The following is an 11,953-nucleotide window of genomic DNA, read 5'->3' as shown; positions in this document are numbered from 1 at the left end:
CGAACCTTATGCGCAGAACCAAAGAAGAAGCCGAGCAGACCCGACGCGACATTATTGAGGCCGCTGAACAGCTCTTTCTCGCCAATGGCGTGGCGCATACTAGCCTTGAGATGATAGCTCGTGAATGCGGAGTCACACGTGGCGCTGTGTATTGGCACTTTCAGAACAAGGCACATCTGTTCCATGAGATGCTCAACGAGGTTCGTACCCCCATGGAAGTGCTTAATCAGCAACTCTGCGGTTGTCAGGGACGAGATCCGATTATTTCCTTGAAAGATGTCTGTGTGAACGGCATGCACCGGCTGACTCAGGATGAGCGCAGTCGCCGGGTCATGACCATTCTGCTGCATCGCTGTGAATTTACCGACGAGTTGCGGGAGGCCGAGGAGCGCAATAACGCCTTTATTTCACAGTTCATAGGTTTGTGCGAGCAGCTATGGAAGCATCAGGAAAAGCGGCTGCAACCGGGCGTCACGCCTCGCATGGCTGCCTTTGCCGTGCATTCGATGTTCATTGGCCTGATCAGCGACTGGCTGCGCGACCCCGGCCTGTTTGACCCGGTCAAGGATTCGACCGCAATGTTCGATATCCTCTTCCGGGGCCTGGTGCGGGACTGGGATCAGGCGATTTCAGCGGAATAACCTTCTTCGCGAATCGCCTCCAGCAGCGGCTCGGGAGCTTCGCGACTGTCTACCGTGACTTTGCCGGTTGGCAGATCCACGTCGACCCTGGCCGATGCGTCCAATGCGGTGATCGCCTGGGTAACCGCCTTGACGCAGTGGCCACAGCTCATGCCTTGTACATTAAAGGTATGCATGGGGTATCTCCTGACGGGAAAATTTCATTCTCAACCTTCCCACGAGGTCAAGGTCAAGTCCGACAGCTTCTGTTAGCACGGTAAGTCACCTATTATTGCGGAAGGTCGCCTTGCCCTTTCGGAAGAACGGCCTATCACCACTACACCGTGCGGATAGGGACTCGCTCATGGCTACACTGCCGCGTTATTCGAATGCACAGATTCTTTTGCATTGGCTAACGGCCCCTCTGGTCATCCTCATCATTTCCCTTCCTTACTTCGAAGATTTTTTCAGTGGGCTACTGGGCAGCGGAGCCGATGTCTTCACCCTGCATAAATCGCTGGGCATTACCGTTCTGGCTCTGACCGTGATTCGTCTGATGATTCGCTTCAAACATGGCTCACCAGCCCTGTTGCCGCCGAATGCCGTGCTTCAGCAGAAACTGGCCAAGCTGGGGCATGCGGTGCTGTATGCGCTGCTTTTTCTCATGCCCATCACAGGGCTTATCTTCAGCGTTCGCCCTGTCAACTACTTCTGGTTGTTCAGCTTTGGCCCCCTGCCCTTGCCTGAAGCGCTTCGCAGTGCAGCCAAGCAGGTTCATGTCACCGTGCAGTATGCGTTTATCCTGTTGATCCTAGGACATGCCAGCATGGCGATCTGGCACTACGTGGCGCGTCGGGACCGGGTATTGCCCGGCATGTTGCCCCTGATCAAGGATTGATCGGCAGGGCTTGACCTTAACACGAGGTCAAGGTTGATCCTCTATCCTATGATGAGGAGATTAGCCATGACCGAATTCGATCTACCCGTACACGGCATGACATGCGCGGCCTGCGCCGGCCGGGTGGAGCGTGCGCTCAGAAAAGTTGAAGGTGTGGAAAGCGCCAGCGTCAATCTGGCCAATGAGCGTGTCCGGGTCCACGCACCAGAGGGATCGCTTCCTATCTTGCAGCAAGCCATTACGCGCGCAGGATATAGCGTTCCTACCGAGTCGCTCGAACTTGATATCACCGGCATGACCTGCGCCAGTTGCGTCAACCGGGTCGAGCGCGCGCTGCGCAAGGTTCCGGGCGTCAATACCGTAAGCGTGAACCTGGCCTCCGAACAGGCCCATGTCGAGCTGATACCGGGAACAGATTCGAGCCTGCTCCTGGTCGCCATCGGCAAGGCGGGGTATGAGGCCCGACTTGCTACCACCCATGATGACAAAACGGCTGGGCAGCGTTTGGCCCGGGAACGAGGTGCCCTGATACTCGCTTTGTTATTCGCCCTTCCCCTCATTGTGCCGATGCTGCTGCAACCACTGGGTATCCACGCCATGCTGCCACCTTGGGTGCAGTTTGCACTGGCAACACCCGTTCAGTTCCTGCTGGGTGCTCGCTTTTATGTGGCTGCATGGAAGGCTGTGCGGGCCCGCTCCGGCAATATGGATTTGTTGGTTGCCCTTGGCACCAGCGCAGCCTACGGCCTTAGCCTATACCAGTGGTGGAGCGCCCCGTCCAACAGCATGCCGCACCTGTATTTCGAGGCGGCTGCCGTAGTTATCGCCCTGGTCCGCCTGGGCAAATACCTGGAAAGCCGCGCCAAGCAGCAGACCGGTGATGCCATCCGGGCCCTGCAAGCCTTGCGACCGGAGCGGGCTTTTAGGTTATCCAACGACGGACTGGAGCAGGAGGTCAGTCTGGCGGAGCTCAAGATAGACGATCGGGTACGTATCCGCCCCGGTGAACGGATACCCGTCGATGGTCTCGTGGAGTCTGGAGACAGCTACGCCGATGAAGCCTTGATCAGTGGAGAAAGCCGTCCAGTGGGCAAAGGACCGGGTGATCGTGTCACGGGAGGCTCCATCAATGGCGAGGGTATGCTGACGGTTCGCATAACCGCATTAGGCAGTGAAAGCGTTCTGTCGCGTATCATTCGTCTGGTAGAAGACGCTCAGGCGGCCAAGGCACCCATTCAACGCCTGGTCGATCGCGTCAGCGAGGTGTTTGTCCCCGTCGTGCTGGGTATCGCGCTGTTGACGCTGATTGGCTGGCTGATGGCAGGTGCAGGCTGGGAAACATCGCTCATCAATGCCGTCGCCGTTCTGGTGATTGCCTGCCCCTGCGCCCTGGGGTTGGCCACGCCTACGGCCATTATGGCCGGAACAGGCGTCGCGGCACGCTACGGCATTTTGATCAAGGATGCGCAGACGCTGGAAATAGCCCATGCCGTGGATACCGCTGCCTTTGACAAGACCGGTACACTGACCTCAGGGCAGCCTCGCCTGATTCATCTGGCGACAGATACCGTAAGTGAGAAAGAGGCACTTGCCCTGTCGGCCCGCCTGCAACGCGGTAGCGAACATCCTTTGGCTCAGGCCGTTCTCACTGCCTGCGAGCAGAACCTGCTGGACGCACCTGCTGCGCAGAATATCCGCGCCCTGCCGGGGCGCGGTATTCAGGGCCAGATCGACCACCGGCAGTTGGCGTTGGCTAACGGGCGATTGCTCCATGAGCTGGGGCTTGATAAAGGTCCGCTTATCGCTCAGGCCAACGTCTGGGAAGAAGAAGGTCGCACGCTTTCCTGGCTGATTGAGCAGCAGCCCGAGCCAAGGGTACTGGCCCTTCTGGCCTTTGGCGATGAGCTCAAGCCGGGAGCGAGTCATGCGATTGCCACGCTTGAAAAACACCATATCAGCAGCCATCTGATCACAGGTGATACCGAAGGCAGCGCAAGGGTTGTTGCACGGCAGACCGGTATTCGAGACGTTCATGCCCAAGTGCTGCCAGCCGATAAGGCCGCAGTCGTACAACAGCTCAGGTCGCAAGGTCGCTGTGTGGCGATGGTGGGTGACGGGATAAACGACGCACCCGCCCTGGCGGCCGCCGATGTGGGTATCGCCATGGGCAGCGGGACGGATGTGGCCATGCATGCCGCCGGGATTACCCTGTTGCGTGGCGACCCGGCATTGGTGCCAGGGGCGCTGGATATCTGCCGTCGTACGTATCGCAAGATTCGCCAGAATCTGTTCTGGGCCTTTATTTACAACGTCATTGGTATTCCGCTGGCGGCGCTTGGCCTGCTTGACCCGGTCTTAGCCGGGGCTGCTATGGCCTTTTCCAGCGTGAGCGTTGTCAGTAACGCTTTACTGCTCAAACGTTGGCAACCAGAGAAGATGAGTCAGTCATGAACATCAGCCAAGCCGCCCGTGCAAGCGGGCTTACCCCCAAGATGCTCCGGTACTACGAAAACATCGGGTTGCTGGACCCAGCCGGGCGCAGCGCCAGTGGTTATCGACAGTACCGCACCAGTGATCTGGAGACGCTGGCCTTTATCAAGCGCTCACGAGACCTGGGATTTTCGCTTGAGGAAGTCGGCAGGCTCCTAGGGCTCTGGCGTGATCGACACCGCTCCAGCGCCGAGGTCAAGGCCCTGGCCAGCGCCCATGTGGATGAACTGAACCGCAAGATCGCTGAACTGGCGAGCCTGCGTGACACTCTACAACAGCTGGTGGATCAGTGCCCGGGCAACGAACATCCTGAATGCGCCATTCTGGACTCGCTGGGCAAAGCGTCCTGTCGACATTGCAGTTCTTGAGCGGTACCGGGACCAGCACTGAAGGCATGGCGCTCTTTTCGCTTCGTGCCGCCAATGTTCGTTGAGCCTCACCCTAGACACAGACCTACAAAAAGACCTGAGGCGGGCTCGATAGGGTATTGAGTGGAACTAACGAAATCTCCAGCGTTCAGGTCATTACGCCTAGTTACATTGGAGGAGCAACGCGAATGTACGGAAGATTCAGTGTATCGGACATTCCGATTCATGAACCTATTATCATGGGCGCCATCGGCTTCATTATTCTGGTGGCCCTCTCCTCTGTGGGTGCACTCACCTATTTTCGCAAGTGGCGCTGGCTGTGGTCGGAGTGGCTGACCTCGGTCGATCACAAGCGAATCGGCGTGATGTATATCATCGTCGCCATGGTAATGCTGCTTCGTGGTTTCTCGGATGCAATCATGATGCGTGCCCAGCAGGCCATTGCGGCGGGCGGCGCAGAGGGCTACCTGCCTCCGCATCACTATGACCAGATTTTTACCGCCCATGGCGTGATCATGATCTTTTTCGTAGCCATGCCGTTGGTGGTCGGCCTGATGAACGTGGTGGTACCGCTGCAGATTGGTGCACGTGACGTAGCCTTCCCGTTCCTCAACTCGCTCAGTTTCTGGCTGTTCGTTGTCGGAGCAGTACTGGTCAACCTATCGCTCGGCCTGGGCGAGTTCGCCAAGACGGGCTGGGTCGCCTATCCGCCGCTCTCAGGGATCAAGTACAGCCCTGGCGTTGGCGTGGACTACTACATCTGGAGCTTACAGATCTCAGGCCTCGGCACGCTCCTGACCGGCCTCAATTTCTTCGTTACGATCCTGAAGATGCGTACCACCGGCATGACGTTGATGAAAATGCCGATCTTTACCTGGACGGCCTTTTGTACCAGCGTGCTGATTCTGGCAGCCTTCCCGATCCTGACCGTAACCCTAGGGCTCCTGAGTCTGGACCGCTACCTGGGAATGCACTTTTTCACCAATGAGCTGGGCGGCAACGCCATGATGTACGTGAACCTCATCTGGGCCTGGGGCCATCCCGAGGTGTACATCCTGATTCTGCCAGCCTTTGGCGTGTTCTCCGAAGTGACCGCGACGTTTACCCGCAAGCGCCTGTTCAGCTACAACATGATGATCTGGGCTACGGTGGCCATCACAGTGCTCTCGTTCCTCGTGTGGCTGCACCACTTCTTCACGATGGGCTCAGGAGCTAACGTCAACGCATTCTTTGGCATTGCCACCAGCATCATTGCAATTCCAACCGGCGTAAAGATCTTTACCTGGCTCTTCACCATGTACAAGGGGCGGATTCAGTTCACTACCCCGATGCTGTGGACCGTTGCCTTCATCGTAACCTTTACCATCGGTGGCATGACCGGCGTGCTGCTGGCCGTCCCGGGGGCTGATTTCGTCCTGCACAACAGCCTGTTCCTGGTGGCCCACTTCCACAACGTAATCATTGGCGGTGCCTTGTTTGGCTACTTTGCCGGCATCACCTACTGGTTTCCCAAAATGTTTGGCTTCACCCTGAACGAAAGGCTTGGCCGCTATGCCTTGTTTTTCTGGGTGGTCGGCTTCTACCTGGCCTTCATGCCGCTTTATGTGCTGGGCTTCATGGGCATGACGCGCCGCCTCAACCATTATGCCAATCCAGACTGGCATCCCTGGCTGATCGTGGCAGCTGTCGGTGCCCTGACTATCCTGTGCGGCATCATCTGCCAGATAGCCCAGCTGCTCGTCAGCATTCACCAGCGCGCCCACAATAAGGACCTGACCGGCGATCCGTGGGATGCCCGTACGCTCGAATGGTCCACAGCCTCGCCTCCAGCTCCGTATAACTTTGCCGAGCTGCCGGAAGTCCATGGCATCGATGCCTATCTGGACATGAAAGAGCATGGCGTCAGGGAAAAGCACCAGGCGGATTACAAGGATATCCACATGCCAAGCAACACCGGCGCCGGGCTGATCATCGCCGGATTCAGCTTTGTGCTGGGCTTTGGTCTGATCTGGTACATCTGGTGGATGGCCATTCTGGGATTTATCGGCATGATTGCCACTGCCATCTTGCATAGCTTCAAGGACGATCACGGCTATTACATCAAGGCTGCAGATGTGGCCCGCATGGAGGAAGCGCACAAGGCGCAGCGGGAGCAGTGTACGGGGGTGAGTCAGGAGGATGCGGCATCGCCCAAGGCGTATACGATGGTTTAAGCGGCCCGCCTGCTGAGTGGAAGTTCTCCGTTCAGCAGGCAGTCGGGCTCACTGGAGTCGGGACGCGAAGAAGCGCCTTACTCTTTCACGTTCATGTAGTCACGTGCCCAGACACGGTACTCATCAAGCGTGGAATACTTCGTCGAGAGTTCGGAAGCACTCAGGTCGGAAGCATGGATGCCGCGCTGTTCACGCAGGCAGTCGTAGGTGGCCTTGATAGCGGCGAAATAGGCCGCATGGCCATTTAGAACGATACGCACGCCCAGGCTGGCCAGACGCTCGAAATCACGCAGCTCAGGATTGCCATAGGCAACCAGCATCAGCGGCACGCTCAGGTGCTGCGAAATCTGCTCCAGATGATCGAAGTCCTTGATACCCACCATGCAGATACCATCGGCGCCTGCATCCTGATAGGCGCGGGCGCGCTCGATGGTTTTCTCAACGCTCAAGACACCGGCATTGGTCCGGGCAAACACGCTTAGTGCCGGATCGATACGGGCTGCCAGAGCGGCCTGGATCTTGCCAACAGCTTCATCCAGTGGAATCAGGTCGGTGGACTTGCGACCATACTGGGCAGGCAGCAGGGTGTCTTCGATGGTCAAGGCTGCCACACCGGCGCGCTCAAGCTCGACGATGGTACGCATGACGTTCAGGGCATTACCGTAGCCATGATCGGCGTCGGCAATGATGGGCAGTGTCGCAACACGACCGATACGGGTCGCCTGCTCAACGAATTCGCTTAAGGTAATGAGGGAAAAGTCAGGTGCAGCCAGAACCTGGAGCGATGCGACAGATCCACCTAGGATACCCATTTCGAAGCCTAGATCGGCCGCGATGCGGGCAGACATCGGATCGAATACCGAACCAACGTCATAGCACTTATTGGATTCAAGCAATGCACGAAACTGCTTTCGCAACTCATGCTGCGAAGGTGTGGCCATAAGACCTCCATTGGACAGGGCTGATGGATTCGAAGCCGATGACACACGAGCGCACCATCTATGCTTCTATGACAGCTGTACGGGAGAAGATTGCTCCATGGCAGCTGTCACTCCTCGGGATGCACCATCATACACCCTACTAAGGTCTAATCGCCTATCGGCTTAACACCTGCACGCTGATGAGCACGCGTATAGGGGTTCGCACCGTTGGCCAGCTTGGTTGCGACATCTTCCATGAAATGCTGGGTCGGTGCATTGAGTCCATAGAGCACCAGCAAGGGGGCCAGCAGGCTGGCAATGACAGCCAAGTTTGATTTCACCACGACCGCTCGATCACGCATGAGCCAGAGAAAGACACCACTGGCTGCAAAGCCGATCGGCACCCCGGTAACCACTTCGGAAACCGAGTGAAACCCCAACTTGATTCGGGTGACCGCAATCGCGAGGGCGAAGAGCGCCCCGGCTCCGGCACAGACCCAGCGCACGACAGACCGGGCCTTGGCTGCCAACAGCCAGAACAGAACCGGTATGACACTGCAGGCCAGCATGGAGTGTCCACTAAAGCCGGTGAAGTCGTAGGCGCGGATGCCAATACCCCAGCCAAAGAAAGCCATCTTGGAAATTGCTACCAGCAGGCATGCCCCACCAAACAACGACAGCCAGAGCAGTACCGTACGGCGTGAAGCGCCCAGCCACAGCCATAGAGCAATAATCAATGCGCACGGCAACATGACCGAGGAATCACCAAAATTGGTAATGGTTGTCAAAGCCTGCATCGCTCAATCCCTTAATTACAAAAACAATCCTCAGACACCCTAGGATAACGGCATGTCGGCGCAAGTGATCACCGGATTGCCAAGGTGTGTAATCCTGCAAATAACCGGCAATGCGTTACGGTAAAGACGAGACCTGCATCAATTCGTAATGCAGCGAGCAGGTTTCTCAATGGTTGTTCGTGAGCGTACCAATGATCTTGTCGACAACACCTTCCTGCTGGAGCTGTCCGAAGGCGGTGCGGGTGCTTTCCACGACAGCATCATCCGTTGCCACGCTATAAGCCATGTACAGTTCCGCCTCAATGGTACCTAGCGCTGCAACCTGTTCCAGTTCAGTACAGTCAAAATGCTTTCGGGCGCACTCGTGGGCGGCGCTGCTTTCCGTCAGCGGTGCCAGCTGCACCTGTCCATTGATAAGCTTTTGAAAGTTCTCTTCAACCCCAGCCGATATCACCAACCGGGAAAACCCATGGTGCAGTAGATACTGATGCCGGAAATCATCACGCATCACGCCTACGCTGTATTGCCGCGCATCCTCCAGGCTCTGCGGATCAATATCCGTACGGGACTTCAGCTTGTAAAAGTAATATTGCATGCTCGTTACATGCCCTACCCATTTGAATAAGGGTTCACGCTGCGGTGTCCGGGCAACCAGATAGATAAGAACGCTTGGCTGGTTGGTCGCGATATCATAGGCCCTTGCCCAAGGGTAAAGACCAATCCTGTAATCCGTCTGTCCGGCCCGACTCAGCGTGAGCTCAACGACCTCTGTTGCCGCCCCTCCAATACGCCCATTTTTGACTGTAATGAACTGGCTTTCTTCGGTAACCACCTGAATCGGCTCGGCCATGACATGATTAACAACCATCCCCGCCAGCAGTGCCATCCATTTTCCGATTTTCATAACGTCTCCCTGAATGTGGCGCTCACCACCCGATTACGACCATCCCCTTTCGCCTGGTACAAGGATCGATCAGCCAGTTCGAGCAGCTCATGAAAGGTGCTGGAAATGCCTGCTTCGAACGTGGCCAGTCCGATGCTCAGGGTGACGATGGGTGCGACAGACGATTCGTCATGGGGAATAGCCAAGTCACAGACAGCCTGACGCAATCGCTCTGCCAAGAGGTACGCCGCAGCCTTGTCTGTAGCCGGCAGCAGAACAGCGAACTCTTCCCCACCCAGGCGCGCGACCAGATCACCTGCCCGCGCAATGCTGGCCTTCATGGCCGCCGCCACCAGGCGCAGACACTCATCCCCCTGGGCATGGCCATAGGTGTCGTTGTAGCGCTTGAAGTAGTCGATATCGCACATCAGCACGGACAGGGGTTGGCCCGAACGCTGAGCACGGCTGAACTCAACGTCCTTGACCTCATCGAAATGCCGCCGGTTGGGCAACCCCGTCAACGGATCGCTCCGCGAAAGTGCTTTCAACTGAGCATTGGCTTCCCGCAACGCCTCCTGGGTTTGCATGATGTCGCCCAGCTGCACGCGATGCCGGGTGCTGTGCAACAGCATTTGCGCCGTCATGGCCAACAAAGCGTGCTCATCGGGTTGCCAGACGTCGGTAACCTGCTTGCGAATGAACACCAAAAAACCCAGCTGCTCATCGCCAGCTCCTACCGGGACAAATGCAGTGGCTTCGGCATTCAATAATTGGAAGGCGGCAGCACCATACGCTGACAGCACATCGGTAAGCGCCTTGCCGGAAGTGAACGTAACCGGCTCGCCCTGATCAAGAAGTACCTCCAGATGCGCCAGCTGCGCTGCGGTGATCTGGTTTTCCGGGACGGCGTGGGTTTCACAGCACCAATGCATGGCCAGACGAAAATAAATGCCCGACTCCTCACGGATATACCAAAGGGCATAACAGGCCCCCAGGCGCTGGGCCACTTCGCTCAGGCAGGACTGCTGATAAAGCTCCAGCCGCTCATACGGCGCACGGATAAGCCGATTAGACAACAACAGCACCATGTGCTGCGCCTCGGTCAGGCGTTGCAACTCCGCCGTACGGGCCTGTACGCGCTCGGCCAACTGATCCCGGTGCGCGGCCAGCTCCTTTTCGTACACATGTTGCCGCCCCAGATACCCGGACAGGTTGTTCTGTAGCTGATTGATCCCCTGTACCAACAGGGTCAATTCGTCCTCGCGCCTGGCAGAACGAAAAAGCCGTAAGGGAAGGTGAAGCCGCTCGGGGCTCAACTCAGCCAAGTGAAGCGCAATACGCCGGATATGTACCGTGACCAGACGGCTGAACATAAGAATGATCAGGCCGGCCAGCAGCATGGATTGCAGGAGCTGGAACCCGACGATTGACACCACGACCGATTTCAGTTCAGACCAGAGCAGGTCTTCATTGCCATAGAGTCTCAGCTCCCCAACAGTCTCCCTGCTCCCGGCGTACGGTGAAAAGACCAGAGGAACCTGGCGCATCGGAGCCAGGTTTGACTCGATCCATCCGGTACGGGAGCGCACCTGAACGATCGGCGTTTGCTGAGCGGAAAACACGGTCAGCTGCACGCGCGCCACCGACGCGATATGAACGGCACTGTCCAGATGCGCCTCGACCGACTCCTGATCCATGTCCCAGATGGCCTTGGTCAAGGTGCGCTGGTAGACCTGCTCGATCAGTCCCAACTCAATGTCCATTTGCTGGACGTTCTGATGCCACACCGCCCAGGTCCTGACGCCAACGCTAATCAATGTGAAAAAGAAGCAGAATCCGAGCGTGACGATTACCAGACGCCAACCTAGCGAACCCCGACCCTGTTGCCACTGCTCCGGCAGGTCTATACGAGCGTTATGCACATCTACAGCCATTTTTTCTTCAATGCCTCGTAGATTCCGTTACGCTTGATCTGCTCCAGTCCCTCGCGAGCACGAGTCACGATTTCGTCGGATGTCTGGTTACTGAAGGCCATGTGTAGTCCTTCGTTACGCCCGAAATCGGTAAGCGGATAGGCCAGAGTCATAACATCACTCCAGTTTTCCCCAGCCTGGCGGGCCAGATGTTTAGCCATGACGGCATTGGCCATCCAGAGATCCACTCGCCCCCGCTTGAGCTTCTGATAGTTTTGCTCATAGGTATTGTTGGATTGAAGATTCAGACCGATAGAGAAACCCCTGGACTGCAGGTATTGCTCCCCTACATCGCCATGAACGGTCGCGATCTGATAGGGTCTGGCCTCTTCGAGCGTATGAAGCGGGATATCCCGAGCGCGGGTACTGAAGAGCCCCCACTCTGCCGGCGCAATGACGCCAACCCATTTGAACAGCAGGTCTCGCTGGGGGATACGCGCAATGGAATAGATCAGCACATTTTCATCATGCAGCGCCGTGTCGTAGGCACGAGCCCAAGGCATTGACTGGAACGTGCCCTTGAGTCCGGCCTGGGCCAATACAGCTTCTACAACTTCTGTACTAAAGCCGGTCAACTTGCCGGAAATGGTCATGTTGTAAGGCGGCAGCTCTTCCGTCACGACACGCAGCGCTACCTCGTGGGCCTGAACAGGTTGCAGACCGCCCATGAGAAGCGTCAGAAAAAACAGTGCGGTCTTGATCTGGCTCATTGCCTGGTCCCAGAAGCCCAGAGGCTAGTTTCGTGTTAACTGTGAGAGGGTATCGCTCGAGTGATACAAATCTTTATTCGT

11 protein-coding genes are annotated in these 11,953 nt (G+C 57.0%); 5 read left to right on the top strand and 6 right to left on the bottom strand.

What is annotated here, in order from left to right; translation table 11 throughout:
• Positions 1 to 8: 8 nt before the first annotated feature.
• Complete coding sequence (locus JQR86_RS04170) at positions 9 to 641, top strand: TetR family transcriptional regulator (RefSeq protein WP_010795513.1); 633 nt, start codon at positions 9 to 11, stop codon at positions 639 to 641.
• Here the strand turns inward: JQR86_RS04170 and JQR86_RS04165 are convergent.
• Positions 620 to 817, bottom strand: a complete 198-nt coding sequence (locus JQR86_RS04165; RefSeq protein WP_010795514.1) for a heavy-metal-associated domain-containing protein — start codon at positions 815 to 817, stop codon at positions 620 to 622. The genes JQR86_RS04170 and JQR86_RS04165 overlap by 22 nt on opposite strands.
• 167 nt (positions 818 to 984) lie before the next feature.
• Between JQR86_RS04165 and JQR86_RS04160 the strand changes: the two genes are divergently transcribed.
• The 4 genes from JQR86_RS04160 (at position 985) to cyoB (ending at position 6,589) form a co-directional block, all read left to right on the top strand.
• The gene (locus JQR86_RS04160) at positions 985 to 1,518 is read left to right on the top strand and encodes a cytochrome b (RefSeq protein ID WP_150346755.1); all 534 of its coding nucleotides are present in this window, start codon (positions 985 to 987) and stop codon (positions 1,516 to 1,518) included.
• A gap of 51 nt (positions 1,519 to 1,569) precedes the next feature.
• Complete coding sequence (locus JQR86_RS04155) at positions 1,570 to 3,969, top strand: heavy metal translocating P-type ATPase (protein ID WP_434154834.1); 2,400 nt, start codon at positions 1,570 to 1,572, stop codon at positions 3,967 to 3,969.
• Positions 3,966 to 4,376, top strand: coding sequence for a Cu(I)-responsive transcriptional regulator (gene cueR / locus JQR86_RS04150; RefSeq protein WP_074822542.1), 411 nt, complete (start codon positions 3,966 to 3,968; stop codon positions 4,374 to 4,376). Before JQR86_RS04155 ends, cueR begins: the two co-directional genes overlap by 4 nt.
• A gap of 188 nt (positions 4,377 to 4,564) precedes the next feature.
• Positions 4,565 to 6,589, top strand: a complete 2,025-nt coding sequence (gene cyoB, locus JQR86_RS04145; protein WP_074822539.1) for a cytochrome o ubiquinol oxidase subunit I — start codon at positions 4,565 to 4,567, stop codon at positions 6,587 to 6,589.
• A 77-nt stretch (positions 6,590 to 6,666) separates the two neighbouring features.
• On the opposite strand, the gene JQR86_RS04140 is transcribed toward cyoB, so the two are convergent.
• From JQR86_RS04140 to JQR86_RS04120, 5 genes are all read right to left on the bottom strand, one after another.
• Entirely contained in the window at positions 6,667 to 7,530 is an 864-nt protein-coding gene (locus JQR86_RS04140; RefSeq protein WP_019364929.1) for an isocitrate lyase/PEP mutase family protein, read from the bottom strand.
• Positions 7,531 to 7,676: 146 nt separating this feature from the next.
• Positions 7,677 to 8,306, bottom strand: coding sequence for a phosphatase PAP2 family protein (locus tag JQR86_RS04135; protein ID WP_074822536.1), 630 nt, complete (start codon positions 8,304 to 8,306; stop codon positions 7,677 to 7,679).
• Between the two features lie 166 nt (positions 8,307 to 8,472).
• Positions 8,473 to 9,210 (bottom strand): substrate-binding periplasmic protein, encoded by a 738-nt coding sequence (locus tag JQR86_RS04130; protein WP_434154386.1) that lies wholly within the window; start codon positions 9,208 to 9,210, stop codon positions 8,473 to 8,475.
• Complete coding sequence (locus JQR86_RS04125; RefSeq protein ID WP_434154385.1) at positions 9,207 to 11,123, bottom strand: diguanylate cyclase domain-containing protein; 1,917 nt, start codon at positions 11,121 to 11,123, stop codon at positions 9,207 to 9,209. The genes JQR86_RS04130 and JQR86_RS04125 overlap by 4 nt, the downstream gene beginning before the upstream one ends.
• Entirely contained in the window at positions 11,114 to 11,872 is a 759-nt protein-coding gene (locus tag JQR86_RS04120) for a substrate-binding periplasmic protein (RefSeq protein WP_150346750.1), read from the bottom strand. Before JQR86_RS04120 ends, JQR86_RS04125 begins: the two co-directional genes overlap by 10 nt.
• Positions 11,873 to 11,953: the final 81 nt, after the last annotated feature.

The sequence above is a fragment of the Pseudomonas sp. JZ134 genome, assembly GCF_051027695.1.
Classification (GTDB): Bacteria; Pseudomonadota; Gammaproteobacteria; order Pseudomonadales; family Pseudomonadaceae; genus Chryseomonas; species Chryseomonas luteola.
This window is presented reverse-complemented; position numbering and strand designations above follow the sequence as displayed.

What these genes read in the sequence shown, in the direction of transcription:
- JQR86_RS04170 (WP_010795513.1), top strand. Translation starts at nt 9, where the DNA reads ATGCGCAGAACCAAAGAAGAAGCCGAGCAGACCCGACGCGACATTATT.
- JQR86_RS04165 (WP_010795514.1), bottom strand. Translation starts at nt 817, where the DNA reads ATGCATACCTTTAATGTACAAGGCATGAGCTGTGGCCACTGCGTCAAG.
- JQR86_RS04160 (WP_150346755.1), top strand. Translation starts at nt 985, where the DNA reads ATGGCTACACTGCCGCGTTATTCGAATGCACAGATTCTTTTGCATTGG.
- JQR86_RS04155 (WP_434154834.1), top strand. Translation starts at nt 1,570, where the DNA reads ATGAGGAGATTAGCCATGACCGAATTCGATCTACCCGTACACGGCATG.
- cueR (WP_074822542.1), top strand. Translation starts at nt 3,966, where the DNA reads ATGAACATCAGCCAAGCCGCCCGTGCAAGCGGGCTTACCCCCAAGATG.
- cyoB (WP_074822539.1), top strand. Translation starts at nt 4,565, where the DNA reads ATGTACGGAAGATTCAGTGTATCGGACATTCCGATTCATGAACCTATT.
- JQR86_RS04140 (WP_019364929.1), bottom strand. Translation starts at nt 7,530, where the DNA reads ATGGCCACACCTTCGCAGCATGAGTTGCGAAAGCAGTTTCGTGCATTG.
- JQR86_RS04135 (WP_074822536.1), bottom strand. Translation starts at nt 8,306, where the DNA reads ATGCAGGCTTTGACAACCATTACCAATTTTGGTGATTCCTCGGTCATG.
- JQR86_RS04130 (WP_434154386.1), bottom strand. Translation starts at nt 9,210, where the DNA reads ATGAAAATCGGAAAATGGATGGCACTGCTGGCGGGGATGGTTGTTAAT.
- JQR86_RS04125 (WP_434154385.1), bottom strand. Translation starts at nt 11,123, where the DNA reads ATGGCTGTAGATGTGCATAACGCTCGTATAGACCTGCCGGAGCAGTGG.
- JQR86_RS04120 (WP_150346750.1), bottom strand. Translation starts at nt 11,872, where the DNA reads ATGAGCCAGATCAAGACCGCACTGTTTTTTCTGACGCTTCTCATGGGC.